Source organism: Enterobacter sp. H2G27 (assembly GCF_054403075.1).
Genome location: NZ_JBSVSI010000001.1, coordinates 882,401 through 908,855 on the forward strand (window position 1 = coordinate 882,401; position 26,455 = coordinate 908,855).

The following is a 26,455-nucleotide window of genomic DNA, read 5'->3' on the forward strand; positions in this document are numbered from 1 at the left end:
TTTTTATTGGCTCAGGACGCGAGTGAAAACCAGCGTCGCCAGACGAAACGCAGCACGAAGAACTCAATCGCCCCGAGCAGTAAAAACCACACGCAGAACAGAATGGTATAGAGCTGGTTAAGATCGACCATGTGAAAGGTCTGAACCAGCTTCTGCGCCAGCACCAGACCCAGCGACGGTGCGGGTAACAGCAGGCAGGAAAGCAGGGCCAGTAATAAAATGCCGCCTGCGGTGAGCAGCGATTCTAGCGGGTGTTTCATCGTAATGTTAAGCGTCAGTTAAAAATGTCATTGTCCGGCATTCTGTAACGTAAAGCAATATCAGCCCCGCTGACCTTTTTGAATAAAACAAAGACATTATTACTGCGCGCAAATAACAACATACGACCCGGCGTTTATATTAATATCGCGTTATGTAAATAAACGTCCGCATCAGGAAAATAATTTTACAAATGTATAGGTGCTATAACCAATTAACGTGGCAATAACAATGGTCGCGATAACGTATAACACCAGTCTGCGCCCGCGATAAATACCCCACATGGTTCCCCCTCGTTTAGTTTTGGTTTAGAAATATTTTGTAAAAATCGGGTCATCGAAATAGTTTTAATCAATTTTGAATAACCGAGAAGTCATTATATTGCGGTAGATCAATTTTACCCGCAAGACTTTAAAATGAATTTATTTAAGCCCGAAAGGAATTCAGGCTTCTGTTCACCGGAAATTGAAGGAAAAATACGATGACTGAAAAAAAATTGACTCCTAACGTGCCGCCTTCCGGCGGGCTGGCATACCAGCAGACCGTAGAGCAGGCTCTTGCACATGCGCAGAGCCAGGCAAGCGGTCTGGACCGTGCAGAGGCGCAGGCGCGTCTGCAAAAAACAGGTCCGAACGCGCTGCCGGAGAAAAAAGGCAAACCCGCCTGGCTGCGTTTCTTAGCCCATTTTAATGATGTGCTGATTTATGTCCTGCTGGCCGCCGCCGTATTAACGGCAGTAATGGGCCACTGGGTTGATACGCTGGTTATTTTGGGCGTCGCGGTAATCAATGCTCTAATTGGTCATATTCAGGAAAGCAACGCGGAAAAATCCCTGAAGAGTATTCGTAATATGCTCGCCAGCGAGGCGCGCGTTGTTCGTAACGGCAGTCACGAAACAATCCCCACAACTGAAATCGTCCCGGGCGATATTATTGTATTACGCGCGGGGGATCGTATTCCGGCGGATATGCGTTTAATCGAAGCGCATAATTTACGCGTGGAAGAGGCGATTCTGACCGGTGAATCCACCGTGGTGGATAAACACGTTAATCCACTTAGCGGGGAATTACCGCTGGGCGATCGCACCAACATGGTCTTCTCCGGGACGACCGTCAGCGCGGGCGGCGGTATCGGTGTGGTCACCGCGACCGGTAAAGATACGGAACTCGGCCACATCAACCAGATGATGGCGGGTATCGAAAAGCACCGTACGCCGCTGCTGGTGCAGATGGACAAGCTGGGTAAAGCGATTTTCGTGATTATTCTGGCGATGATGGCCGCGCTGTTTGTCTTCAGCCTGGCGTTCCGCGAGATCCCGATGGGCGAGCTCCTGCTCTCCCTGATTAGCCTGGCGGTGGCCTCCGTACCGGAAGGTCTGCCGGCCATTATCTCCATCATCCTTTCGCTGGGCGTGCAGGCGATGGCGCGCAAGCGGGCGATTATCCGCAAGCTGCCGACGGTTGAAACGCTCGGCGCGATGACCGTGGTCTGCTCGGATAAAACCGGCACCCTGACCATGAACGAGATGACGGTTAAAGCGATCATCACCGCCGACGCCTGCTACCGCGTGGACGGCAACAGCTACGAGCCGGTAGGCAACATCTATCTGGAAGGTAGCGACGAGCCGGTCCACATCCAGCCGGGCACCGTGCTGGAGCAGTACCTGCGTACCATCGACCTGTGTAACGACAGCCAGCTGATTCAGGACGAGCGCGGCCTGTGGGGCATCACCGGTGGGCCGACCGAGGGCGCGCTGAAGGTGCTGGCGGCGAAGGCCAGCCTTGAGCCGGTAATGACCACGCTGGTTAACAAGATCCCGTTCGACTCGCAGTACAAGTACATGAGCACCCACTACCAGATTGGCAGCGAGGAGCAGATCCTGATCACCGGCGCGCCGGACGTGATTTTTGCCCTGTGTTCGCAGCAGCAGACCCGTCACGGTGCAGAAGCCTTCAACCGCACGTACTGGGAAAGTGAGATGGAGCGCTATGCGCGTCAGGGGCTGCGCATGGTTGCCGCGGCGTTCAAGCCGGCGAACGGCGAGCAGGAACTGACGCACGAAGACCTGAGCCACGGCCTGATCTTCCTCGGCATCGCCGGGATGATGGATCCGCCGCGCCCGGAAGCGATTGATGCGATTAACGCCTGCCAGCAGGCGGGGATCCGCGTGAAGATGATCACCGGGGATCACCCGCAGACGGCGATGAGCATCGGCCAGATGCTGGGGATCGCCAACAGCGAGCAGGCGGTCACCGGCTACGAGCTGGAGACGATGGACGACGCCGCGCTGGCGGAAGCCGCGGTGAAGTATGACATCTTCGCCCGCACCAGCCCGGAGCATAAGCTGCGCCTGGTGAAAGCGCTGCAGGACAAAGGCGAAATCGTTGGCATGACCGGCGACGGCGTAAACGACGCCCCGGCGCTGCGTCAGGCGGACGTGGGCATCGCGATGGGCATCAAGGGCACGGAAGTGACCAAAGAGGCGGCGGATATGGTCCTGACGGACGATAACTTCGCCACCATCGCCAGCGCGGTGAAAGAGGGGCGTCGCGTTTACGACAACCTGAAGAAGACCATCCTGTTCATCATGCCGACCAACCTGGCGCAGGGGCTGCTGATTGTGATTGCGCTGCTGGCGGGGAACATTATTCCGCTGACGCCGGTGCTGATTCTGTGGATGAACATGGCCACCTCAGCCACGCTCTCCTTCGGCCTGGCCTTCGAAGCTGCCGAGCGCAACATCATGCGCCGCCCGCCGCGTCAGACCGGGCAGCACGTGATGGATGCCTACGCCGTCTGGCGCGTGGCTTTCGTCGGTACCATGATTGCCATCGCCGCCTTTGCGCTGGAAGCCTGGCTGGCTCCGCGCGGCCACAGCGCGGAGTTCATCCGCACCGTGCTGCTGCAGATGCTGGTCTGCGCCCAGTGGGTATACATGATTAACTGCCGCAACACCGAAGGGTTCTCCCTCAACCGTGGTCTGCTGGCAAACAAAGGGATCTGGCTGGTGACGGGCGTGCTGTTCCTGCTCCAGGCGGCGATTATCTACCTGCCGTTTATGCAGATGCTGTTCGGCACCGAAGCCCTGCCGCTGCGCTACTGGTTTGTGACCCTGGCCGTTGCAGGCGTAATGTTCTTCGTCGTCGAAATCGAGAAGCGACTGACCCGCAGGTTCCGTAAGTCTGCATAACTAAAACCTTACCCCTCACCCTAACCCTCTCCCCACAGGGGAGAGGGGGCAGTCTGATACTCTCCCTTGGGCTCGGTTTTCTCCCTCGCCCCTGTGGGGCGAGGGCCGGGGTGAGGGGAGACAACGCTGAGGTACTCCCATGAAACTTCCACTCCTGTTCGCACTTCTTGTCAGTACCCTGCAACCCGTCTTCGCTGCCGCGATCCCCGTTCGCGTCGCCACCGTGGAGCAAACCGCCCACGCCGCCGAGCGCCAGATCCCGGGCCGCATCGAAGCCATCCACACCGTTGAGCTACGGGCGCGTACGGAAGGCATGATTACCAAAATTAACTTCCGCGACGGGCAGTATGTGAAAAAAGGTGACGTGCTGTTTGAGCTGGACGACGCCGAGCCGCGCGCAGCCCTGCGCCTGGCGCAGGCCGAAGTGAAAAGCGCCGAAGCCACGCTGCGCCAGGCGCAGCAGCAGCTTTCCCGCTTTGAAAGCCTGGGCAGCAGCAACGCCATCAGCCGTCACGACGTGGACAACGCCCGCATGCAGCGGGACGTGGCGAGCGCCGCGCTGGAGCAGGCAAAAGCCCGGCTCGAAACCCGTAATGTTACTCTGAACTACACCCGCATCACCTCACCGATTGACGGTCGCGTAGGGCACAGCCGGTTCCACGTCGGCAGCCTGGTCAACCCTGCCAGCGGCGTGCTGGTGGAGGTGGTGCAGCTCGATCCCATCCGCATCGCCTTTGCGCTGGAAGAGGGGGCATTTTCCACCAAAGCCGGACAGCATGCGGATATCAACGCCATGAAGCGTGCCTGGCAGGCGCTGATCGACAGCAACGGACAGCGCGTCAGCGGCGAGCTGACGTCAGTGGATAACCGCATTGACCCGCGTACCGCCAGCGTGATGCTGCGCGCCGAGTTTGCCAACCCGCGCCATCAGCTGCTGCCCGGCGGCAATGTGAACGTGTTTTTGCGTCCGGCAAGCGAGCAGCCGGTGCTGACCCTGCCTGCCGCAGCGGTGCAGCAGAACGGCGACGGGTTTTTTGCCTGGGTGGTAAATGCCGACGGAAAAGCCGAAATGCGCCCGCTGAAGGTCGCCGGACAGATCGGCCAGCAGTTCCGGATTTTATCCGGCGTGAAGTCCGGTGAGCGAGCGATTACTGACGGTGCGCAGCGCGTGCAGCCCGGCGCTGCCGTCCAGATACTGAATTAAGGAGCCATCATGCTGACGTTTTTCATCAAACGCCCGCGCTTCGCGATGGTGATTGCGCTGGTCATCACCCTGCTGGGGGCCATTGCGCTGAGGATTATTCCGGTGGAGCAGTACCCGCAGATCGCGCCGCCGGTGGTGAACGTCTCTGCCAGCTGGCCGGGCGCCAGCTCGGCTGACGTGGCGGAGGCCATCGCCACGCCGCTGGAGACGCAGCTGAACGGCGTGGACCATATGCTCTACATGGAGTCCACCAGTTCGGACGAAGGCACTTACAGCCTGAACATTACCTTTGCGGCGGGCACGGATCCGGATCTCGCGGCCATCGACGTGCAAAACCGCGTGGCGCAGGCCGTGGCGCAGCTGCCGACCGAGGCGCAGCAAAATGGCGTGCAGGTGCGCAAGCGTGCCACCAACCTGATGATGGGGGTAAGTCTTTACTCACCGAACAACACCCACACGCCGCTGTTCGTCAGCAACTACGCCAGCACCCAGGTGCGCGAGGCGCTGTCGCGTCTGCCCGGCGTGGGGCAGGTGCAGATGTTCGGCGCGCGCGACTACAGCATGCGCATCTGGCTGCGCCCGGACCGCATGAACGCCCTGAACGTCACCACCGACGACGTGGCGCAGGCGCTGCGCGAGCAGAACGTGCAGGGTGCGGCGGGCCAGGTGGGCACGCCGCCGGTGTTTAACGGCCAGCAGCAGACCCTGACCATCAACGGGCTGGGGCGCTTAAGCCAGGCCGACGACTTTGCCGATATCATCATCCGCGCGGGCGAGATGGGCCAGCTGGTGCGCCTGAAGGACGTCGCCACCATCGAGCTCGGCTCGCGCAGCTACAGCTCCGGCGCGCAGCTGAACGGGCACGATTCCGCCTACCTCGGCATCTACCCGACGCCGTCCGCCAACGCCCTGCGCGTGGCCGACGCGGTGCGCGCGGAGCTGGAGCGCCTCTCGACGCGCTTCCCGGACGACCTGGTCTACGAGGTGAAGTTCGACACCACCTCCTTTGTTGCCGCGACCATTAAAGAGATCGGCGTCTCGCTGGCGCTGACGATGCTGGCGGTGGTGATGGTCGTTTCCCTGTTCCTGCAGAGCTGGCGCGCGACGCTGATTGTCGCCCTCGCCATTCCGGTGTCGCTGGTGGGCACCTTCGCGGTGCTCTACACGCTCGGCTACTCCGCCAACACGCTCAGCCTGTTTGCCATTATTCTGGCGCTGACCATGGTGGTGGATGACGCCATCGTGGTGGTGGAGAGCGTCGAAACGCTGATGGCGGAAGGGCAGAGCCGCACGGCGGCGACCGCGCTGGCGCTGCGCCAGATTGCCGGGCCGGTCATCGCGACGACGCTGGTGCTGCTGGCGGTATTTGTGCCGGTGGCGCTGCTGCCGGGGATTGTCGGCGAACTCTACCGCCAGTTCGCGGTGACGCTCTCCACCGCCGTGACGCTCTCAAGCCTGGTGGCGCTGACCCTGACGCCCGCGCTGTGCGCGATGCTGCTGCTTCCGCGTCCGGAGAAACCTGCGGCCGTTTATCGCGCCTTCAACCGCGGGCTGGACGCTACGCGCGGTTTCTACACCCGCCTCGTGCATGTCTTAAACCTGCGTCCGTGGCTGGCGCTGCTGGCCACCGCAGGCGCGGCGGCAGTCGTGCTGTTCAGCTTTACGTCGATGCCAAAAGGCTTCCTGCCGCAGGAGGACCAGGGCTACTTCTTCGCCAGCGTTCAGCTGCCGGAAGCGGCTTCGCTGGAGCGCACCGAAGCGGTGATGACCACCGCACGGGAGCTGATCGCCCAAAATCCGGCGGTGGAGGACGTCATTCAGGTCTCCGGATTTAACATCCTCAACGGCACCAGCGCCTCCAACGGTGGGTTTATCTCCATCATGCTGAAGGACTGGAGCGAGCGTCCGCCGCTGGAGGAGGTGATGGGCAACCTGCAGCGCCAGCTGCTGGCCCTGCCGGAAGCCACCATCATGACCTTCGCGCCGCCGACGCTGCCGGGGCTGGGCAACGCCTCCGGCTTTGACCTGCGCATCCAGGCTCAGGCGGGGCAGAGCCCGGCGGAGCTGGAGCGCGTGACGCGTGAAGTGCTGGCGAAAGCCAACCAGCATCCGCAGCTGAGCCGCGTGTTCACCACCTGGAGCAGCAACGTGCCGCAGCTGACGCTGACCGTTGACCGCGAGCGCGCCGCGCGCCTCGACGTGCCGGTGTCGCGCATCTTCAGCAGCCTGCAAACCGCCTTTGGCGGCACGCGCGCCGGGGATTTCAGCGTCAACAACCGCGTCTACCACGTAGTGATGCAGAACGAGATGCAGTGGCGCGAGCGCGCCGAGCAGATCGGCGAGCTGTTCGTGCGCAGCAACAGCGGCGAGCGGGTACGCCTGAGCAACCTCGTCACCATCACGCCGACCGTCGGCGCGCCGTTCCTGCAGCAGTACAACCAGTTCCCGTCCGTTTCGGTGAGCGGCTCGGCAGCGGCTGGGGTGAGCAGCAGCACGGCGATGGCGGCGATGGGCGAGATTCTGGCGGAGAATTTGCCAGCGGGGTACGACTACGCCTGGAGCGGAATGTCGTATCAGGAGCAGCAGACCGGCAATCAGGCGATATGGATTGTGCTGGCGGCGGTGGTGATGGCGTGGCTGTTCCTCGTTGCCCAGTACGAGAGCTGGACGCTCCCGGCGAGCGTGATGCTCTCGGTGCTTTTCGCCATCGGCGGGGCGCTGGTCTGGCTGTGGTTGGCGGGCTACGCCAACGACGTGTACGTGCAGATTGGTCTGGTGCTGTTGATAGCCCTTGCCGCCAAGAACGCGATCCTGATCGTGGAGTTCGCCCGCGCGCGGCGCATGGACGGAATGGCGATTGTCGATGCCGCGCGGGAAGGGGCATCGCGCCGCTTCCGCGCGGTGATGATGACCGCCGTGTCGTTCATTATCGGCGTATTGCCGATGATGCTGGCGACCGGGGCGGGTGCCCAGAGCCGCCGCATCATCGGCACCACGGTGTTCAGCGGCATGCTGGTGGCGACCGTGGTGGGGATCCTGTTTATCCCCGCGCTGTTCGTGCTGTTCCAGCGCCTGCGCGAGTGGGGCCACGGACTTACGGACTCGTCGCCCACAGCTCGCAGTGCTTCTGAACCAGAGAAATCAGCGAGCCACCGTCGGCGATAAACTCCCGCATGCGCTGCGCCTCGCTCTTGCCCTGCTTTAACAGCAGGGCAATTTCATTGATTGCGCTCGTTGCGCCGAGCTTCTCGGCCGACGGTGCCACCTGCTCCAGCAGCCAGGCGATGTCTTCCGCCACGGTTTTTTGCTCCCCGGTATGCACGTCCGTCAGGATGCCTTCCAGCCCGTAGCGACACGCCTGAAAACGGTTAAAACGGTAGAGCAGAAAATCCCGTTCCTGATGCTTATACGGCCGCGTGGTCAGCAGCCAGTGCGACGTGGCCTGAATCAATCCGGCGATGTTAATCGCGTGGCCGAGCGTCAGCGGCGTATCCATCACCCGCACCTCCACGGTGCCAAAATGCGGGCTGGGGCGAATATCCCAGTGCAGATCTTTGATGCTGTCGATCATGCTGGTGGCGCTCAGGCGGCGGAACAGCCCTTCAAACTCCTGCCAGCTGTTGACCCACGGCATCTGTCCGTTATCCGGAAATCCCGAGAAGATGTTGAGCCGCGACGAGGAGAACTTCGTGTCCGTGCCCTGCATATACGGCGAGGCGGCCGCCAGGGCGATAAAGTGCGGCACGAAGCGCGACAGGCCGTGCAGGAGGTAAATGGCGTCATCCCCGGTCCGGCAGCCGACGTGAACGTGCTGACCGAACACCGTCGCCTGCAAAATCAGATAGCCAAAGCGCTCCAGCGTGACGTTATAGCGCTCGTCGTCGCACACCTCCTGGCGCTGCCATTTCTGGAACGGATGCGTCCCGCCGCCGCAGATCTGAATGTGCTGCTCCGCCGCGGCGCGCAGGATGCTCTGCTGCATCACCGAGAACTGCGCCGCCGCCTGGTCGATGGTCTGACACACGCCGGTGGCGATTTCGAGCATGCTTTCGGTGATGTCGTGTTTGACTTCACCGCCTTTAATGTCGTCTTTGACGGCGGCGATGAGCGCGGAGGAGTCCTGGCTGAGATCGTACCCCGGCGGGTTAACCACCTGCAGTTCGAGCTCGATGCCAAGGGTGAATGGTTCAGAGGATTTGAAATCGGGTAAAGGCATGGCGCACTCCGTTGTCTGTAGAGTGTTGAGTATAGACAACGGGTGTGGCGCGCTCGTCTCAGGGTGGTATAACTGATAGCAGGCTTAGCAAAAGGGGAGTGAATCATGTCTGACTATCCAACCGTTGCGCTGATAGGACCCGGTGCGATTGGCACCACCATTGCCGCGGTACTGCATGACGCTGACCGCACGCCATTGCTCTGCGGACGGACCGCGCATCCGAAATTACGCCTGTGCCACGACGAAGGTGAAACGGTGGTGCCCGGTCCGGTACTAACCGACCCGACGGCCATTACGCGTCCCGTTGATCTCGTGTTTATCGCAGTGAAAACGACGCAAAATGCCGACAGCGCCGGATGGCTGCGCGCGCTGTGCGATGAAAATACGGTGGTCTGCGCCCTGCAAAACGGCGTAGAGCAGAAGGCTCAGCTTGAGCATTTGGTCAGTGGCGCAACGGTGCTGCCGTCGGTAGTCTGGTTCCCGGCGCAGCGCGAGCCGGATGCCTCCGTCTGGCTGCGCGCCAAACCGCGCCTGACGCTGCCGGATGTGCCGCAGGCACAGCGGGTGGTGGAGGCGCTTCGCGGTACGCGCTGTGAAGTTGAACTCTCGGCAGATTTCCCCACCGTCGCCTGGCGCAAGCTGCTGCAAAACGCGGTCGCCGGGCTGATGGTGCTCGCCAACCGCCGCGCCGGGATGTTCAGGCGCGAGGATATCAGCGAACTTTCGCTGGCCTACCTGCGCGAGGGGCTGGCCGTCGCCCGCGCCGAAGGGGCGAAGCTGAACGATGACGTGGCGCAGGAGATTCTGGCGAACTTTCAGCGCGCGCCCGTGGACCTGGGTACGTCGATTCTGGCTGACCGTCAGGCGGATCGCCCGATGGAGTGGGATATCCGCAACGGCGTCATCCAGCGCTACGGCCGCAAACACGGCATTGCGGTGCCCATCAGCGACGTGGTGGTACCGCTGCTGGCGGCAGGGAGCGAGGGGCCGGGTTAACGGTTACTGTTTTTCCGTTCGGCGAGGGCTGGCGTTGGGCAATAATCTGGGGATAGTCAGCCTTAAACACATATGCGAAACTTGCCGCTTCTGAAAATATGTGGTGGGACCCGCTCAATGTCAGAACTACATTCGCAGTGCCTTTTCAGTGAAGGACAGATCACCTTTCCTGAGGGTTATCAGGATCGTACCGTCAACGTATTCGCGCCGCCCGCTGCGGATGCGCCGGCGTTCAATATCTCCCGCGATACCCTCAACCCCGGCGAAGCGCTTGCCGCGTATATCGATCGCCAGCTTGCCCTGATGGAAAAACACATCAAGGGCTGGAAGCAGGGTGAGCGCAGCGCCGCTACGCTTGGCGACAATCTTTCCCAGGGTGAAATTGTCCATGCCAGCTACCTGCGCGACGGGAAACGCATCTGGCAGCGGCAGGCCGTATTTAATGTCGACAGCGATAAAATTCTGGTCTTCACCATGACCTGCACCCGCGCGCTGGGCGATGCCGACAGCGCGCTGTTTGGCGATCTTCTCAGGAGCTTCCGCTTCCACCATTAACACCAGGGACAGTTGTTATGTTTGAAGCAGCACGCGTTGGCGATGATATCGGACACTCCGGTGCGCTGGCCGGGATGATTGCCGGAACGATTGTCGGTGGCCTGATTGCCGCCGCCGGGGGCATTCTGGCGGGGGCCATGTTTATTGCCGGTCTCGGCGCATCCTGTCTTGGCGTGGGCGTCCTGCTCGTCGGCGCCAGCCTGGCCGTGGGGTATTATACCGGGGAGCTGGCGACCGCCGCCCGGGACAGCATCGCGGACGCCGGGGCATCCAGCATGACGAAGAAAGGCGTCATCACCTCCGGCTCGCCGAACGTGTTTATCAACGGTAAACCCGCCGCGCTTGCCACCGATAGCACCGTCGACTGTTCTGACGACGGCTCGCAGCAGATGGCCGAAGGCTCTAAGCGCGTCTCCATTAACAGCCAGCCAGCCTCCCGCATCGGGGATCGCACCACCTGCGACGCGAAGGTCATGACCGGTTCGAACAACGTCATTATCGGCGGCGACCCGCAGCAAACCCTGCCCATTCAGTCTGAAGTGCCCGAGTGGCTCTACAAAGTCTCCGATCTTACCCTGCTGTTCGCCGGGCTTATCGGCGGCTGGGGCGGGGCCGCTGGCAAAGTCGGGGCGCTCTCTAAGCTGCTGGGCAAAATCCCCGGTATCAACAAGCTGGCCCGTATCGCCTGTCGCGCCGGCACGCTGATGACCGGCGTGGCGGCCGCGGGGATCATCGCCCGCCCGGTGGATATCGTCAGCGGACAGAAGTTTCTCAGCGGGGATGATGAGCTGGACTTCGTCCTGCCTTCCCGTCTTCCGGTGCGCTGGCAGCGCTACTGGCGCAGCGGCAACCCCGGCGACAGCGTGCTGGGCCGCGGCTGGAGCCTGTTCTGGGAAAGCCGCCTGGAGCCGTATCAGGACGGCCTGGTGTGGCGCGCGCCGTCCGGCGATTACGTCGCCTTCCCGAAGGTCCCGAAAGGGCTGCGCAGCTACTGCGAAAGCGAAAAGAACTGGCTTGAACATCACCAGGACGACAGCTGGTCGGTGTATGACGTCAGCGGCGAGCGCTGGCACTATGCGCCGCTGCGGGATGACGCCCCGTCGCTGCTCCAGCGCATCTCTGAATCCTGCGGCAACGATATCCTCTTCGAGTGGAACGCTGATAATACCCTGCATGCCCTGACCGACAGCGCGGGCCAGCGCGTGGTCTGCCGCTATGACCGCGACAGGCTCACCGGCGCCTGGCTGGATGACGAGATCTGCCTGGTCAGTTACGCTTATGATGAACAGCGCCAGCTGGTCTGTGTGACCGGCCGGGGCGGTAGCGTGCGCCGACGCTTCTGCTGGCAGGACGGGCTGATGAGCGCCCACGAGGACGCCAACGGCCTGCTGAGCGAATACCGCTGGCGCGAGATTGACGGCCTGCCGCGCGTGGTCGGCTTTCGCCACAGCGGCGGCGAACAGCTGACGTTCGAATATGATTTTGATAACGGCACCCGCCGCGCGACCCGCGAAGACGGCGCGCAGGCGCACTGGCTGGTGGATGACGACGACAACGTTGCCCGCTTCACGGATTACGACGGTCGCCAGACGACGTTTGTCTACCGCGACGGCGAGCTCTGCGACGTCATCCTGCCCGGCGGTGCGATGCGCCGCAGCACGTGGGACAAATACGGCCGCATGACCAGCGAGACGGACCCGGCGGGCCGCCGCACGGAGTATCACTGGCATCGCCTGACCGACCGCATCACCCGCACGGTCTACCCGGACGGTACCTCATCGCAGGCCATCTACGACCTTCGCGGTCGCCTGCTGTCGGAAACCGACCCGGCCGGTAGCACCACCGCGTATCGCTATCCCGACGATGAAGAAAACCTGCCGGAGAGCATCACCGACGCCATCGGCGGCGTGGTGCGCCTGGTCTGGAACCACCAGGGGCTGCTGACGCAGCGCACCGACTGCTCCGGCAGCGTGACCCGCTTCACCTACGACCGATTCGGGCAGCTGGTTGCCAGCGAGGATGCGGAAGGGAATATCACGCGCCGGGAGTGGAGCCGTGCCGGACTTTTGAGCGCCGTGATCCATCCGGACGGCAGCCGCGAGTCGCTGGTGTGGAACGAACGCGGCCAGCTCACGGGCTGGCGCGACCCGCTGGAAAGCGAGGTGAGCTGGGCCTATAACGCGCTCGGCCTCCCGGTCAGCCTCACCGACCGTATTGGCCGCGTGCGCCAGTGGCGCTACGACCCGCGCGGTAACCTGCTGCGGCTTGATAACGGCAACGGGGCGGAATACCGCTTCACCTACGACGCCGTGGGCCGCCCGCTCAGCGAAACGCGCCCGGACGAGACCGTGCGCCATATGGAATGGGACGCGCGAGGGTTCCTCTGCGCGCTCGAAGAAAACGGCCGGCCTGCCGCCGACGGCGGCATCGCCCGTCGCGTCCAGCAGTTCAGCTATGACGACAGCGGGCTGCTGATCGGGCGCACTCAGCGCCACGCGGAGTACCGCTACGTCCGTGACCTGAGCGGCCAGATCACCCGCATCCGCCGCACGCCAACAGCCGAAGGCGTTGCGCTGGGTATCGAAAGCGATGAGATTGCATACCGCCATGATGCCGCCGGGCGCGTGCTGAGCGAATCCGGCATTAACGGCGCGGTGGGCTATGAATGGGATGCCCTGAGTAACCTGACCGGCCTGACGCTGCCCGGCGAGCAAAAGCTGGCCTGGCTGCACTATGGCTCCGGCCATGTCAGCGCCATCCGCTTCGGGCAGCAGTTGGTGACCGAGTTCACCCGCGACCGCCTGCACCGCGAGGTGCGCCGCACCCAGGGCGCGCGCGAGCAGTTCCGCCAATATGACAGCCTTGGCAGACGTACCCTGCAGCGCAGTGAGCTAAGTACGGACGTGACCCTGCCGGAGCAGGCGATGCTGGAACGCCTGTATCGCTACACCGCACGCGGTGAGCTTTCCGGCGTTAGCGACACCCTGCGCGGTGAGGTGGATTACGGCTACGACGCCGAAGGACGTCTGCTGAAGCACTACGAGGCCCGACAGGGGCACAGCCGCGCGCAGTTCAGCTATGACGCCGCGGATAACCTCGCCGCCAATGACGATGCGGTACCGGTCACGGATAACCGCCTGCAGCACTGGCAGGCGCTGTTTATGAAATACGACCACTGGGGCAACCTGGTCAGCCGCCGCAACGGGCTGTATGAACAGCATTATGCGTATGATGCCGAGAACCGGCTGGTATCCGCCCGCGGAACCGGGCCGGAAGGGCGGTTTGAGGCGCACTATCACTACGACGCGCTGGGCCGCCGTACACGCAAAATCGTCACCACCGCGCACGGCACCACCGAAACGCGCTTCCTGTGGCAGGGCTACCGTCTGTTGCAGGAGCAGCAGGAGAGCGGGCTGTGCAGTACGTATATTTATGACCCGAATGAAGCCTGGAGCCCGCTGGCGCGCGTGGATCATCTCCGAGACCAGAGCAGCGGTGAGATTTACTGGTTCAACACCGACCTGAACGGCGCGCCGCTGGAAGTGACCGACGAGCGCGGCGCGGTGCGCTGGAGCGGCCAGTACGGCAGCTTTGGCGAGGTGCGCCATCAGAGCGAAGGGTTCTCACGGGTTGTGAATCGCACAGCGATGGCGCATCAACCGCTTCGATATGCAGGACAGTACGCTGACGGTGAGACGGGGCTGCACTATAACCTGTTCCGCTACTACGACCCGCAGGTCGGGCGGTTTATTGTGCAGGATCCGATTGGGCTGAATGGCGGGTGGAACCTTTATCAGTATGCGCCGAATCCGTTGGGGTGGATTGATCCTACTGGTCTTTCACGGTACCCAGGGGTAGATTTTTCAGGCAGTGATGCTTTATATCCACATGGAGAAAGTATCGTTAAAATTAAGATGACCGGCAGCAGATATGGTGATTTCAAGGCAGCTAATGAAATTGCAGGATATGCAAATGCTTCAGGTAATATCACTGGAAAATCACATCCGGAAAATTATACTTGGCACCATTTGAATGATTACGACCCTGTGACGAATACTTCCACAATGCAGCTTGTCAAAACTAGCGCGCATGAAGCGTCTTTCCCGCACTCAGGGTCTGTAAGCCAATTCGAAAAACATCATGGAGTTAAGTACGAGTCTGTTGAAGCTAAGAAAACCGCCAAATCATTGAATTGCAAATAAAATAGGAGGCGCAATGTCACTTGAACTGGATTTTTATGAAGACGATGAAGGTGTTTCAGTCGATTTAGTATTATCGGTATTTGGTCCTTCTCTCGTCCAGTGCATAAACCTTGAATCTGATTCGGTCGATGAAAAAATGAAAAAAGACATCGATTTTCTTATTAAGAAACAGAAAGATTTTTTCGAGAAAATCGCAACTGAAACCCATGTATATAGCAAGCGTATATATGGTGCGGATGCAAAGGACTTGATTTTGCTGAAAGTTTACCTTTCCCCAGATGAGGACAATGAATTTGGGTTCATGTTCTCGACCGATTTGGATCAGGAACATGGGATTGGCATCAAATTTAAAGGGCTTGAAGTGAAGAAAATTGGTAGTGGCGAAACAGCATTTTTATAAAATTAATTATGTCTATCCGATAGGGCAGACCCATTCCTGTGGCAGGACTACCGCCTGCTGCAGGATGCCGGGCTCTGCCGTACTTATATTTACAACCGAATGAAACCTGGATCTCCCTGACACGAGGTAACATCTTCGTGACTAGAGCAGTGGTGACATTTCCTGGTTCTAACAACCTTTTTATCTTGATGATCTACTCGCTCAGGATATGCATTTAATCGATGCCAGCGGTAAATCAATGACCACCATTTTTCCCGGATTTCATCCGATCCAGGCTGGGAAAGTACTTTAGCATGTCGTCTGGTGATGGATAGTGTTCCTTTTTTAGTACCCGGTAAAGATCGTCCAGAGCGGGTGCTTGATTAGGAAATTGTCTGGTGGCTGCGTCGAAAGGCGCTCTTGAGACTACGTGCATCCTTGCCCCTTGTTTTCAGACAGGAAACATTATAGGTGATGGTTGGTGGGTTGATAATGTAGAAACATTGATGGAGTGCAGTATTCATATGCTCGTGATGAAGGCGCTCATTTAATGTGTGCGAACACTTTATGAGGTGACTGTGAAAGAAATGTCCGCTTTGTGCCAGGAGCGGACGTTGTTAAAACAGCTTCTTTTTTTATTCGGGAGTTATTTAAGGATTTAATGTTCCCTCGCACTGCGTAATACGTGAACTTAAAATGATGTTGTAATACCCTGAAAAAGTTACTATCAGTAATGAAGTTCAGTTCATGCATTCAGCTACGGCTACGAGCTTAAAGAGGAAAAATGGATAAGTATGCGGAACGACTTACAGGATTTATGCGAGCTGTAGGCTGTATGAATGATGCGGCAAATCGTGTATCTGATTATTTTGTAGTAAAACTTAATAAAAGTGACAGCATTCTGACTTCTTTGGCGAGGTACCATTCATCCATTACAAATAAGTTTCCGGCCGCATACTGGCACCCACAACTTGAAGAATGTTCGCAAAAAATAGTTATGGAAACAGTAAAAAGATGGTTCTTTGAACATGAGGACATGCAGCTTCTGCCATCCACATTGAAGGAGAATATCCTCGCCAATTTCCTGGACGATCTCAATGAAATGACTGGTAATGCGCTTTTCTACAGCCTCATCACTAGTCCACCAGTGTGGTATGGCTCCCTACACGAAGAGTTTGTCATCGAATCACAATATGGCAGATACCTCATTCATTTCAGTTGTCACTGACCTCTTTGTCACAATTCAACGTCAGCAAACCTTTCCTCCGGTTAGCGAAATAGGCTGAATGCTTGGCTCGCTTGAGAAATGAAAAAACACCATAAATTATTCATTACTAATATCCGCTCCTCGCTCTATACGGACATCGTGCCCAGACGAGACGCAAGCGCCCTCCTCAGGTATATACCAGTAGTCACTACTTCCTTGACGTCAGACCCGGTACGCCGGGGATCCGAAGGAGGACACCTGACTTTAGAGAGTTTCAGGTTTAATGATCATGAAACCGGGGACGCAACTCCATTTATCGCGCGGGTTTTAAACGTGAAATATTTCCGGTCGCCATAACGGCGACCGGTTCAATTAAAACGACCAGCGCACACCCGCGTTGTAACGCCATCCTTTCGCGCCGTTGCCGTCGATCTCTTTGCGGTAAACCGCGCAGCGTATGAGTCAAGCCATTGCATAATCAATAAGCCCCGACTTTATTGTCATTAATCTCTGGCGAATAAGGCTTTAACTCCGCCGTCCTCGACAGTAAGATAGGGAACATCAAACCTTGCGCAGCCACAAGGCTTAGTAACAACGGATTTAATTTGAACACAAAGTATTCCTCAACAAAGTAAGAGAATGCGCGCAACGGCGTTCCGCTGCGCTGGAAGTTAAGTCGCCGATATACTTTACTTCAGAAATTTAATGTTTGGCGTCTGGTGGAATGAGTATCTACGTATTGCACGGGAAACGTCTAATTTGAGTTAAGTAATTGTGAGGCGGGAGATGGGATTTAGGAAGTTGGCTTGGAGCAATAATATAATTTTTGGAACTAAAAATAAGTAAGGCTGGTTATTGAATATTCTAAACAGCCCAACTTATAACTCTAAAAACTATCTGGCAGGCTTCAAGGCGAAATTAGCAGGCATTGCTTCCTTCTTCTCTGAATATATCCCATTATAAGTCTTAGTAGCTGGCGTGACATGATCATGAAATCTTAAATGACAAAATTTTACACCCGGATATATTTTAATTGAATTGCAGGAGTTATTAATTATTTCAAAAGTAATTGATGATGGTTTATTTTCACCAAAAGATGCCGCAACATGACATGAGCTAAAATTAACTCCAAGACCTATACGAGCATAGCAAGATAGTTGGTAAAGTTCGGCACAAACTGTATGATCCAATGAAATCATTTCGACTGATGATGCTAATACAAACTCCCCGGGATGAATTATTATCCCATTATCGTCCAAGTCAATCTCATCAAAAAACACTGAAGTATCTGTATGTTTAGTATCTATCAATGACTCAGTTTTTTTCATCCGAAATATTTTTTTGTCCATCCTGAGCAAATAACTTGATGGCCTCATACATTCATCAGAGTAGTTAGCAATCGTTATCGATCCTGCCTCAACTTTTGAAATGATGTCTATATTGGAATAAATCATGACTTAATCTCCGTGTAGTAATCTTTACTACCAAAACCATAAGATTCTTTCTTAAAAGAAAAGTTAGATAATATCTCAGGAGGAATAATTAGTGCTTTTGGTTTTACATTTTCTAATATATCTAAAGCTTCAGAGTCCAGTAAATAATTCCCAACCACCTCTACAGATTTCAACCTAATGTTCTCTATACTCCACTCAGTCACTTTGGTGGGTGTATTAAAACCTACATAATATGTTGGCGCACCTTCCTTTATAAACAGGATAAGATCGGCTTCAACTATTGGTGCAACACTGGCAGCAAGGCTGTCAGTTGATAGAGTGTTGGGATTGGGCTTAATGAAATAGCATGAATAATTACTATAATTGGGATCATCCAAGCCGTCCAGACCGACTTCCACAGGACAAACTTGTACATCACGTTCAATTAAACTTCCAATAAGAATTTTATGCAGGACGCTCACAATTTCACATCCAACTTCCGATGTAATTTTATCATCCAGATTAATTGCATTAGAGAAGTTGGTATACATGAAAGCACCGACTCCTCCCGAAATAAAATAAAAAATACAATCAGGATTAGATTTTATAATACTGGATATTCCTAAGTAAAATTCAGGGTCGATATGAAACCCCCTATATCCCCACCAAGAAATATCTTGATGTTGATTTTTTTCTTTAATTCTTCCACCACCAGGAAGTCTTATGATTATCTTATTCACTTATATACCCCAATCTCTCCATGATTAATGATGCACCTTGAGTGAACTCGTGCTTCATTGAACTTAATTTATCTAAAGGCACCCATTCAAGATATTCTATTTCTGTACCATCAAAATCAATATTGCTAATATCTTTAATTTGATTTGAATAAAAAATATACCAATCATGCAAGTCTAAACCATGTCGGCACTTATCGTGAACTTCTACTTCCTTTTTAATGAAACAATAGCTATCCAACTTAATCCCAATTTCTTCTCTAACCTCTCTTTTTATCGCCTCTACTGGACTTTCACCATTTTCTAAATGACCGGCTACTATACTTAATTTATTACCATAAGCCTTGTCAGACTTCCTAATCATCAACAAACTGTTATCTTTAACAAATATTGTAGCAACAGTTATATGATATAAATTCCCAATATTGTTTTGTCCAACAAAGATCCCCGGAGTTTTACATGAGTTATACCTTTTCGTATATATTTCGCATAAGTCAAGATTTAATCCTAAGCTAATTTTCACTTCATCTCTGGCTTTACGAAGAGAATTAGTTATTTTATCAATTCTCAAAAGAAATTTGTCATCAACAATTTTTGCCATTAACATATCTCTATGCTTTAGCATTTTTTCAGGTGTCACTCCCCTTTCTAGAAGCCAAAGAGTTAGCTCAGATAACGCTTCATTTTCAAAGTTATTCAACCTATCAGAAATTAAGGGTACTTCCTCAACAAACTCACTATTCTCTTTATATATGTTAACTTTATTTAAAACATCATTAAATAGACTTGATGAGTCGGTCTCAACTCCAAACCTATATAAGTTATTTGCGTATGAAAGATTCCCTGGTTGAATCTGTATAAACTTGCTATTTTTTAGCACCTTCAACTTAAGGCCTGGATACTCTTTTTTAAAAATATTCACTTCTATTGAAACTTTTTTTTCATTAGAAAACTCAACCAAATTATGAATTGAGCTAATTATTTTCAATACACGCCTCGTCGCATCCATTTCGATATCAACAGTCCCTGTTTCATTTTGGATAAACTGCATTTTTGGCGTTGCAAACGAAGGATTATTATACTCAGAAAACATACTTCTTATTGCACCATGCTTCAGTATAAAAGGACTGCAAATATAGAAATTAAACTTTTTTATACTAGAGTGATGGCTCGATATAATATTTATCATTCCAGAAGACACTTGCGATGTAGTGCTAAAGATAATTATCTCGTCATCTTTAGAAGCTAAGATCCGTTTATAAAATGAATCATCCGATTCACTTTTCAATTCTTCAGCCACATGATATTTGTTATCATTTAAAAGTAAGATTTCTTTATTATTACACCCTAAGTTTTGCAAGGAATTAGACAAAAGTATTGTCCTATACTGAATATTCATAGCTGCCTTTCTAGCTATTTCTCTAAAGTCACTAACAGAAAGATCAGGTGCTATCGTGAATGGATTTTTTTCATCCTGCATTGCAAACATTAGCGCTGCACACTCATAGTCAGAAGACTTATCAATGAATTTTTTATCAAGAATTTCTTTTTCGAAGTATTTTTTAACATCAATTTTTAGTTTCGTAACTAGACTTGGAATGTTAAAGCTTTCTTGATAACTATCAATAGTTTTCTTTAAGTTTCGTTTAAACACCTCTCTCTTACTGAAGTAAATTATTTTATCTAAAACTTTAGGGTCTGCTATTGGTATTGAAATTAGCGAAATTATAAACGATCCCAGACAACTGTATAGAACTTCTTGATTTAAATATAACTTAAGAAAACCCATGGCACATAGAAATATAAAACAATATGTAATAACACGCCGAGTTACAATTGACATAAGGCATCCTTTTTTGAAAAAAACCTATAGAATATTCAGACTACTGAACGCTAATCGGCCAAGCCGCCACTCCCTATATCTCCTTCAACACAAACATACTTTGCATCTCTTTAATCACTGACAATCTAAGAATCACCGACATCGCGAAATCCGCATACGCACCCATATCTGCCGCGACCACTTGAAATAAGAAATCCGCATAGCCAACGATGCTGTAGCAGGAAACCACATTATCTAGCGCCATCACTTCTTGTTCGAATTTGCGTGCTTCGGCTTCGCTGTAGCTATCAATGGTGACGCGTACAAATACCATAACATCAAGGCCAATCTTTTTTCGAGTAAACACGGCGCGATAACCTTGGATCACATCGTCCTCTTCCAGCTTTCGGACTTTGCGCCAGGTCGGCGATGCGGAGAGACCAATTTCATCGGCGAGGTGTTGATTGGTGATGCGTGCGTCCTGCTGCAACTGTTGGAGGATTTGAATATCTGTCATGCTCAAGCTCATTAGAGGAATATCCTTTCCATATATTTGCGGTTAGCGAATGATTTATCACTAATTAACTATTTTTTCACTGCATTACGCAAGCACCTTTCTCGCGCCCTGCCGCATACTGTTTGGACATTAACCGCTTAAGTGAGAAGCCCATGGAATTCGGCGCAAACACGCATCGCTGCACTATCGTGATCGATCAACAGCTGCCCGCTGGATTGGCAATGAATGCTGCAAGTGTTATCGGCATCAGTTTTAGAAAGTTGATGGGTAATTAAGTTGGAGCGGACCAATTAAGCGCGGATATCGTGAATTATCCCGGCGTGATTGTTGCGCCGCTACCAGCGTTATTGGCGGAAGCCAAGTATCTGCGCGAGTTGCAGCAGGTGAGCAGCGCGGACAGCGAGATTGTCGCCATGCCGTTTAGCGTGTTGGCACAATCATGCAAAACCTACGCGGAATATGGCGAATGCATCTGACCTGCTCCCTGTTTAATACACCACGTTTTAAGTAATGACTTCACTATACTGCGAATGTCTTCTCCTCGCTCTTAACGGACATTCAACAGACAACATTGTACTTTGCGTAAGGCCGAAACCCTGCTTTTACCTAGCAGAACCTCGGCCTCCCATCCCCCGCCTCAGTGCGCCGAAATATACGGCTCCTTCACAAAATCCGCCAACAGCCAGACCATATCATGCAGTAGCCCGACGAGTTCTTTCACCACGCTCGCAGGCAGTGTCCCGCCCATCACCGCCAGCGTTAACGCCACGGCATAATCCACCTGCAACGTCGTTTCCTGCCAGCAGTCCGGCACGCAGGAGGTAATCTTTTCCCCTGCGATCAACTGTTCAACAAGATACTGCGGAAGTTCATCATCGCAGCATTCCCGCAGCCGCTTCAGCACAGCCAGCAATCGCTCACAGAGTGTGGCAAACGTCACCGCGTCGTCGGTTTCCACCAGCACGCTAACATACGCAGTGCAGGCGTCTGCCAGCTCAAAGAGATCCGCAGAATCGGGAAGTTGTACGTGGAGAAGGTGATAAACAGCGCTTTCTTCAGTAAGCGCGTAAGAAAATCTAGGGATAGTAGCCATAAGGCATCCTCTTTATGCAAAAAAATATTAACCGCCCGATGAGTTCCTACGCTCAGAGGGGGTAGCGCTGACGGAGGTAGGAATACCGTGCATAAAGAAAAACGGCCAGCCTTGCGGCTGCTCCGTCAGCGCCACCGTGATTCTAACGGGATATGCGCTGTCGCGACAAAAAATATCGCTTTATGCTAACGGGTTCCTACGCCCGGTTACGGATGTGCCGCAACGCAAGCACTTTACGACCGCGAAGAAGGGATGAAAAGGGATGCCCATGAATTACATAAGGTTGCTTGCAGGTTTGCGAGGCGGCTTCCAGAAGGGCATTGCCGGATGGCGGTTACGCCGTATCCGACCTACAAAAACCACCAACCAAACCGGCCGCTACTCCTCGCTTATCATCGTCAAGAACCGCTTCACCGTCCGCGAGCGTTCAAAGCGCCGCCAGCAGAGCGCGATATCGGTATAAAGCTCGGGTGAACTCAGCGCGTGGTAGGTGACATTCGGCGGAGAGATGGCCGCCATCGATTTCGGCACCAGCGCGAATCCACCGCCTGCAGAGACCATGCTCAGGGAGGACGAGAGCTGAGACGACTGCAGCGCGTGCTGTACGTCTATTCCGGCCCGTTCGCAGCAGCTGTAAACCCGGTCGAACAGGCCGGGCGCGACCTCCTGCGGGAACAGCACCACTGGCGTATCCCGGAGCTGCTCCAGCGCCAGATCGCCGCTTGTTGCGAGCGGATGGTCGCGATGCAGCGCCACCACCATCGGCTCCCGGTCGAGGATTTTTAACTCGAATGCCTTGCTGCTCTCACACGGCAGCCGCACGAAGGCGATATCCAGTTCCCCCTCCGCCAGCATCGCCGTCAGAGAAGACATATTGGCCTCCACCTGGTGTACCTGCACCGCCATGTTCTGTACCTGAAACTGACGAATGAGCGCGAAAATTTTGGGATGAAAAGCATCTGAACTGGTGATGCCAATCGACAGGTTACCGTTCAGACCGCGCGCGATGCCGCGGGCTTTCTCCAGCGCGGCGTCGCTCAGCGCCAGGATCTTACAGGCGTCCTCGTAGAAGGCTTCTCCCGCTTCGGTTAGCTCCACACCTCTCGTCAGACGCCTGAACAGCGGCGTGCCCACTTCCTCTTCGAGCCGTTTGATCTGCTGACTCAGAGGAGGCTGTGAAATACCCAGCGCTTTGGCCGCCCTGGTGAAGTGTCGCTCGCGTGCAACCGCGACAAAATACCGCAGATAACGAAGTTCCATATCTAAAACGTCTCAAACCAGCATGGATTCTATATTGGAACTCTCTGCTGAATCGGGTCAACATTTATTTAACCTTTATAAATAAAGTTGAAGAGGACGAGCATGATGATGCACTCATCTGCCTGCGACTGTGAAGCCAGCCTGTGCGAGACCCTGCGCGGGTTCTCTGCCCAGCATCCTGACAGCGTGATCTATCAGACATCGCTAATGAGCGCCCTGCTAAGCGGCGTGTATGAAGGAGAGACCACCATCGCCGATCTGCTGGCACACGGTGATTTTGGTCTGGGCACCTTCAACGAGCTGGACGGCGAAATGATTGCCTTCAGCAGCCAGGTGTACCAGCTGCGCGCCGACGGCAGCGCCCGGGCCGCGAAGCCGGAGCAGAAAACGCCGTTCGCGGTGATGACCTGGTTCCAGCCGCAGTACCGTAAAACCTTCGACGCGCCGGTCAGCCGTCAGCAGATCCACGACGTCATCGACCAGCAGATCCCCTCCGATAACCTGTTCTGCGCGCTGCGCATTGACGGCAACTTCCGCCATGCCCACACCCGCACCGTACCGCGCCAGACGCCGCCGTACCGCGCGATGACCGACGTGCTGGACGACCAGCCGGTGTTCCGCTTTAACCAGCGCGAAGGGGTGCTGGTCGGGTTCCGCACGCCGCAGCATATGCAGGGGATCAACGTGGCGGGTTACCACGAACACTTCATCACCGACGATCGTCAGGGCGGGGGCCATCTGCTTGACTACCAGCTGGAGAGCGGCGTGCTCACCTTCGGTGAAATTCACAAGCTGATGATTGACCTGCCCGCCGACAGCGCTTTTTTACAGGCCAACCTTCACCCCAGCAATCTGGACGCAGCGATCCGTTCCGTCGAAAACTAACAGGAGAACTATCGTGAACAGTGAGAAACAGTCACGTCAGTGGGCGCACGGCGCCGATTTGGTTGTCGGCCAGCTGGAAGCGCAGGGCGTGAAGCAGGTGTTCGGGATCCCGGGGGCGAAAATCGACAAGGTCTTTGACTCCCTGCTGGACTCCTCCATCGAGATTATTCCGGTGCGTCACGAAGCCAACGCGGCGTTCATGGCGGCGGCGGTAGGGCGTCTGACCGGCAAGGCCGGGGTGGCGCTGGTGACCTCCGGGCCCGGCTGTTCGAACCTGATCACCGGCATTGCCACCGCCAACAGCGAAGGCGACCCGGTCGTGGCGCTGGGCGGGGCGGTGAAGCGGGCAGATAAAGCCAAACTGGTGCACCAGAGCATGGACACCGTTGCCATGTTCAGCCCGGTCACCAAATACGCCGTCGAAGTGAGTGCGCCGGACGCGATTGCTGAGGTGGTTTCCAACGCGTTTCGCGCCGCCGAGCACGGCAGGCCGGGGAGCGCGTTCGTCAGCCTGCCGCAGGATATTGTCGATCAGCCCGCCACGGGGGCGATTTTGCCTGCCAGCGGCCCGGCGCTGATGGGCCCGGCACCGGAATCCGCCATTAACGACGTGGCGAAGCTTATCGAAAAGGCCAAAAACCCGGTCATCCTGCTGGGGCTGATGGCGAGCCAGCCCGCCAACAGCGCCGCGCTGCGTAAGCTGCTGGAGAAAAGCCGTATTCCGGTCACCAGCACCTATCAGGCCGCCGGGGCGGTGAATCAGGAGCACTTCACCCGCTTCGCCGGACGCGTCGGTCTGTTCAATAACCAGGCGGGCGACCGGCTGCTCCATCTGGCGGATCTGATTATCTGCATCGGCTACAGCCCGGTGGAGTACGAGCCGTCCATGTGGAACAGCGGTGACGCCACGCTGGTGCACATCGACGTGCTGCCTGCCTATGAAGAACGTAACTACGTGCCGGATCTGGAGCTGGTGGGGGACATTGCCGAAACGCTGAATCTGCTCGCTAACCGTATCGATCATAAGCTCGAGCTGAGCCAGCGGGCCTCCGAAATTCTGGTCGATCGCCAGCATCAGCGCGATCTGCTCGATCGTCGCGGCGCCTCGCTCAACCAGTTTGCCCTGCACCCGCTGCGCATCGTGCGGGCCATGCAGGACATCGTGAATAACGACGTGACGCTCACCGTCGACATGGGCAGCTTCCACATCTGGATCGCCCGCTACCTCTACAGCTTCCGTGCACGTCAGGTGATGATCTCCAACGGTCAGCAGACCATGGGCGTCGCGCTGCCGTGGGCGATTGGCGCGTGGCTGGTCAACCCGCGCCGCAAGGTGGTGTCGGTCTCCGGCGACGGCGGCTTCCTGCAGTCAAGCATGGAGCTGGAAACCGCGGTGCGCCTCAACGCTAACGTGCTGCACATCATCTGGGTGGATAACGGCTACAACATGGTTGCTATTCAGGAAGAGAAAAAATACCAGCGTCTTTCCGGCGTCGAGTTCGGCCCGGTCGATTTCAAAGTCTATGCCGACGCCTTTGGCGCGAAAGGCTTTGCCGTGGAGAGCGCCGACGCGCTCGAACCCACGCTGCGCGCGGCGATGGATGTGGATGGCCCGGCCGTGGTGGCCATTCCCGTCGACTACAGCGATAACCCGCTGCTGATGGGCCAGCTCCATCTCAGCCAGATTTTGTGACTCAACATAAGGACAGAGAAATGCAAAAAGTTGCTCTCGTAACAGGCTCAGGCCAGGGGATTGGTAAAGCGATTGCGCTTCGCCTGGTGAAAGATGGCTTTGCCGTCGCCATCGCCGACTATAACGCGGAGACGGCCAGAGCCGTAGCCGATGAAATCATCCGTAACGGCGGGAAAGCCGTTGCCGTGAAGGTGGACGTCTCTGACCGCGAGCAGGTATTTGCGGCGGTAGAGAAAGCCCGCACCGCGCTGGGCGGTTTCCACGTGATCGTCAATAACGCCGGGGTTGCGCCGTCCACGCCAATCGAATCCATCACGCCGGAGATTGTCGACAAGGTCTACAACATCAACGTGAAAGGGGTGATCTGGGGGATCCAGGCCGCGATTGACGCGTTCCGCAAAGAGGGGCACGGCGGCAAGATCATCAACGCCTGCTCCCAGGCGGGCCACACCGGTAACCCGGAGCTGGCCGTCTACAGTTCCAGTAAATTCGCGGTGCGCGGCCTAACCCAGACCGCCGCGCGGGATCTTGCTCCGCTGGGGATCACCGTTAACGCCTACTGCCCGGGCATCGTGAAAACGCCGATGTGGGCGGAGATCGACCGTCAGGTCTCCGAGGCGGCGGGTAAACCGCTCGGCTACGGTACCGAAACCTTTGCCAAACGCATCACGCTTGGCCGCCTGTCCGAACCGGAAGATGTCGCCGCCTGCGTTTCATACCTGGCGGGACCGGATTCCGACTACATGACCGGCCAGTCTCTGCTCATCGATGGCGGGATGGTGTTCAACTAAATTCTAATAAGCTCTGA

Annotated in this window: 20 protein-coding genes and 1 pseudogene; 12 read left to right on the forward strand and 9 right to left on the reverse strand. The window is 55.6% G+C overall.

Annotated elements, in window-relative coordinates; all coding sequences use genetic code 11:
• Nucleotides 1-11: 11 nt before the first annotated feature.
• The gene (locus tag ACW9E7_RS04120) at nucleotides 12-260 is read right to left on the reverse strand and encodes a DUF1158 domain-containing protein (RefSeq protein WP_013097677.1); all 249 of its coding nucleotides are present in this window, start codon (nucleotides 258-260) and stop codon (nucleotides 12-14) included.
• Between the two features lie 479 nt (nucleotides 261-739).
• On the opposite strand from ACW9E7_RS04120, the gene ACW9E7_RS04125 reads away from it, so the two are divergent.
• The 3 genes from ACW9E7_RS04125 to ACW9E7_RS04135 all read left to right on the forward strand — a co-directional run bounded on the left by ACW9E7_RS04125 (nucleotide 740) and on the right by ACW9E7_RS04135 (nucleotide 7,817).
• A complete protein-coding gene (locus tag ACW9E7_RS04125) occupies nucleotides 740-3,448 on the forward strand; it encodes a cation-transporting P-type ATPase (RefSeq protein ID WP_458727293.1) in 2,709 nt (902 codons plus the stop codon).
• Nucleotides 3,449-3,587: 139 nt separating this feature from the next.
• Nucleotides 3,588-4,652 (forward strand): efflux RND transporter periplasmic adaptor subunit, encoded by a 1,065-nt coding sequence (locus ACW9E7_RS04130; protein WP_458727294.1) that lies wholly within the window; start codon nucleotides 3,588-3,590, stop codon nucleotides 4,650-4,652.
• Between the two features lie 9 nt (nucleotides 4,653-4,661).
• The gene (locus tag ACW9E7_RS04135) at nucleotides 4,662-7,817 is read left to right on the forward strand and encodes an efflux RND transporter permease subunit (RefSeq protein WP_458727295.1); all 3,156 of its coding nucleotides are present in this window, start codon (nucleotides 4,662-4,664) and stop codon (nucleotides 7,815-7,817) included.
• On the opposite strand, the gene ACW9E7_RS04140 is transcribed toward ACW9E7_RS04135, so the two are convergent.
• Nucleotides 7,747-8,868: a YbdK family carboxylate-amine ligase gene (locus ACW9E7_RS04140; RefSeq protein WP_458727296.1), complete on the reverse strand. Its 1,122-nt coding sequence runs from the start codon at nucleotides 8,866-8,868 to the stop codon at nucleotides 7,747-7,749. The genes ACW9E7_RS04135 and ACW9E7_RS04140 overlap by 71 nt on opposite strands.
• Before the next feature lie 105 nt (nucleotides 8,869-8,973).
• Here ACW9E7_RS04140 and ACW9E7_RS04145 point away from each other — a divergent pair, with 105 nt between their 5' ends.
• The 5 genes from ACW9E7_RS04145 to ACW9E7_RS04165 all read left to right on the forward strand — a co-directional run bounded on the left by ACW9E7_RS04145 (nucleotide 8,974) and on the right by ACW9E7_RS04165 (nucleotide 16,228).
• Nucleotides 8,974-9,864, forward strand: coding sequence for an oxidoreductase (locus ACW9E7_RS04145; RefSeq protein ID WP_458727297.1), 891 nt, complete (start codon nucleotides 8,974-8,976; stop codon nucleotides 9,862-9,864).
• A gap of 117 nt (nucleotides 9,865-9,981) precedes the next feature.
• Nucleotides 9,982-10,419, forward strand: a complete 438-nt coding sequence (locus ACW9E7_RS04150; RefSeq protein ID WP_458727298.1) for a DcrB-related protein — start codon at nucleotides 9,982-9,984, stop codon at nucleotides 10,417-10,419.
• Between the two features lie 17 nt (nucleotides 10,420-10,436).
• A complete protein-coding gene (locus ACW9E7_RS04155; RefSeq protein ID WP_458727299.1) occupies nucleotides 10,437-14,621 on the forward strand; it encodes an RHS repeat-associated core domain-containing protein in 4,185 nt (1,394 codons plus the stop codon).
• A 13-nt stretch (nucleotides 14,622-14,634) separates the two neighbouring features.
• Nucleotides 14,635-15,021 (forward strand): hypothetical protein, encoded by a 387-nt coding sequence (locus tag ACW9E7_RS04160; protein ID WP_038418866.1) that lies wholly within the window; start codon nucleotides 14,635-14,637, stop codon nucleotides 15,019-15,021.
• 763 nt (nucleotides 15,022-15,784) lie between these two features.
• Complete coding sequence (locus tag ACW9E7_RS04165; RefSeq protein WP_161670497.1) at nucleotides 15,785-16,228, forward strand: hypothetical protein; 444 nt, start codon at nucleotides 15,785-15,787, stop codon at nucleotides 16,226-16,228.
• Nucleotides 16,229-17,100: 872 nt separating this feature from the next.
• Here ACW9E7_RS04165 and dcd read toward each other — a convergent pair.
• The 4 genes from dcd to ACW9E7_RS04185 all read right to left on the reverse strand — a co-directional run bounded on the left by dcd (nucleotide 17,101) and on the right by ACW9E7_RS04185 (nucleotide 20,728).
• The gene (gene dcd / locus ACW9E7_RS04170) at nucleotides 17,101-17,661 is read right to left on the reverse strand and encodes a dCTP deaminase (protein WP_071788476.1); all 561 of its coding nucleotides are present in this window, start codon (nucleotides 17,659-17,661) and stop codon (nucleotides 17,101-17,103) included.
• On the reverse strand, nucleotides 17,658-18,380 hold the full coding sequence (locus tag ACW9E7_RS04175) for a hypothetical protein (protein WP_161670496.1): 723 nt from the start codon (nucleotides 18,378-18,380) through the stop codon (nucleotides 17,658-17,660). Before ACW9E7_RS04175 ends, dcd begins: the two co-directional genes overlap by 4 nt.
• Nucleotides 18,373-20,220: an NUDIX hydrolase gene (locus ACW9E7_RS04180; RefSeq protein WP_248048626.1), complete on the reverse strand. Its 1,848-nt coding sequence runs from the start codon at nucleotides 20,218-20,220 to the stop codon at nucleotides 18,373-18,375. Before ACW9E7_RS04180 ends, ACW9E7_RS04175 begins: the two co-directional genes overlap by 8 nt.
• Before the next feature lie 73 nt (nucleotides 20,221-20,293).
• Nucleotides 20,294-20,728, reverse strand: a complete 435-nt coding sequence (locus ACW9E7_RS04185) for an Lrp/AsnC family transcriptional regulator (protein ID WP_248048625.1) — start codon at nucleotides 20,726-20,728, stop codon at nucleotides 20,294-20,296.
• A 140-nt stretch (nucleotides 20,729-20,868) separates the two neighbouring features.
• Between ACW9E7_RS04185 and ACW9E7_RS04190 the strand changes: the two are divergent.
• Nucleotides 20,869-21,189: pseudogene (locus tag ACW9E7_RS04190) on the forward strand (DUF2000 domain-containing protein); the annotation flags it as partial.
• A 164-nt stretch (nucleotides 21,190-21,353) separates the two neighbouring features.
• Here the strand turns inward: ACW9E7_RS04190 and ACW9E7_RS04195 are convergent.
• From ACW9E7_RS04195 to ACW9E7_RS04205, 3 genes are all read right to left on the reverse strand, one after another.
• Nucleotides 21,354-21,809 carry a hypothetical protein gene (locus ACW9E7_RS04195; protein WP_395998537.1) on the reverse strand — a complete coding sequence of 152 codons (456 nt, stop codon included), beginning with the start codon at nucleotides 21,807-21,809 and terminating at the stop codon, nucleotides 21,354-21,356.
• 27 nt (nucleotides 21,810-21,836) lie between these two features.
• The gene (locus tag ACW9E7_RS04200) at nucleotides 21,837-21,944 is read right to left on the reverse strand and encodes an ash family protein (protein WP_163363337.1); all 108 of its coding nucleotides are present in this window, start codon (nucleotides 21,942-21,944) and stop codon (nucleotides 21,837-21,839) included.
• Between the two features lie 243 nt (nucleotides 21,945-22,187).
• A complete protein-coding gene (locus ACW9E7_RS04205; protein ID WP_020684590.1) occupies nucleotides 22,188-23,069 on the reverse strand; it encodes a LysR family transcriptional regulator in 882 nt (293 codons plus the stop codon).
• Nucleotides 23,070-23,174: 105 nt separating this feature from the next.
• Between ACW9E7_RS04205 and budA the strand changes: the two genes are divergently transcribed.
• Genes budA through ACW9E7_RS04220 form a run of 3 tightly spaced genes read left to right on the forward strand, consistent with a single transcriptional unit; the run spans nucleotide 23,175 to nucleotide 26,438 of the window.
• On the forward strand, nucleotides 23,175-23,954 hold the full coding sequence (gene budA, locus ACW9E7_RS04210; protein ID WP_458728365.1) for an acetolactate decarboxylase: 780 nt from the start codon (nucleotides 23,175-23,177) through the stop codon (nucleotides 23,952-23,954).
• Nucleotides 23,955-23,967: 13 nt separating this feature from the next.
• Nucleotides 23,968-25,647 (forward strand): acetolactate synthase AlsS, encoded by a 1,680-nt coding sequence (gene alsS / locus ACW9E7_RS04215; protein ID WP_367897125.1) that lies wholly within the window; start codon nucleotides 23,968-23,970, stop codon nucleotides 25,645-25,647.
• A gap of 20 nt (nucleotides 25,648-25,667) precedes the next feature.
• Nucleotides 25,668-26,438, forward strand: coding sequence for a (S)-acetoin forming diacetyl reductase (locus ACW9E7_RS04220; protein WP_111964452.1), 771 nt, complete (start codon nucleotides 25,668-25,670; stop codon nucleotides 26,436-26,438).
• The last annotated feature ends 17 nt before the right edge of the window (nucleotides 26,439-26,455 follow it).

Coding starts and splice junctions, on each gene's coding strand:
- ACW9E7_RS04135 (WP_458727295.1), top strand. CDS start 4,662: ATGCTGACGTTTTTCATCAAACGCCCGCGCTTCGCGATGGTGATTGCG.
- ACW9E7_RS04205 (WP_020684590.1), bottom strand. CDS start 23,069: ATGGAACTTCGTTATCTGCGGTATTTTGTCGCGGTTGCACGCGAGCGA.
- ACW9E7_RS04165 (WP_161670497.1), top strand. CDS start 15,785: ATGGATAAGTATGCGGAACGACTTACAGGATTTATGCGAGCTGTAGGC.
- ACW9E7_RS04120 (WP_013097677.1), bottom strand. CDS start 260: ATGAAACACCCGCTAGAATCGCTGCTCACCGCAGGCGGCATTTTATTA.
- ACW9E7_RS04155 (WP_458727299.1), top strand. CDS start 10,437: ATGTTTGAAGCAGCACGCGTTGGCGATGATATCGGACACTCCGGTGCG.
- ACW9E7_RS04160 (WP_038418866.1), top strand. CDS start 14,635: ATGTCACTTGAACTGGATTTTTATGAAGACGATGAAGGTGTTTCAGTC.
- ACW9E7_RS04185 (WP_248048625.1), bottom strand. CDS start 20,728: ATGAGCTTGAGCATGACAGATATTCAAATCCTCCAACAGTTGCAGCAG.
- ACW9E7_RS04180 (WP_248048626.1), bottom strand. CDS start 20,220: ATGTCAATTGTAACTCGGCGTGTTATTACATATTGTTTTATATTTCTA.
- ACW9E7_RS04150 (WP_458727298.1), top strand. CDS start 9,982: ATGTCAGAACTACATTCGCAGTGCCTTTTCAGTGAAGGACAGATCACC.
- dcd (WP_071788476.1), bottom strand. CDS start 17,661: ATGATTTATTCCAATATAGACATCATTTCAAAAGTTGAGGCAGGATCG.
- ACW9E7_RS04140 (WP_458727296.1), bottom strand. CDS start 8,868: ATGCCTTTACCCGATTTCAAATCCTCTGAACCATTCACCCTTGGCATC.
- budA (WP_458728365.1), top strand. CDS start 23,175: ATGATGCACTCATCTGCCTGCGACTGTGAAGCCAGCCTGTGCGAGACC.
- ACW9E7_RS04220 (WP_111964452.1), top strand. CDS start 25,668: ATGCAAAAAGTTGCTCTCGTAACAGGCTCAGGCCAGGGGATTGGTAAA.
- ACW9E7_RS04145 (WP_458727297.1), top strand. CDS start 8,974: ATGTCTGACTATCCAACCGTTGCGCTGATAGGACCCGGTGCGATTGGC.
- ACW9E7_RS04130 (WP_458727294.1), top strand. CDS start 3,588: ATGAAACTTCCACTCCTGTTCGCACTTCTTGTCAGTACCCTGCAACCC.
- ACW9E7_RS04125 (WP_458727293.1), top strand. CDS start 740: ATGACTGAAAAAAAATTGACTCCTAACGTGCCGCCTTCCGGCGGGCTG.
- ACW9E7_RS04195 (WP_395998537.1), bottom strand. CDS start 21,809: ATGGCTACTATCCCTAGATTTTCTTACGCGCTTACTGAAGAAAGCGCT.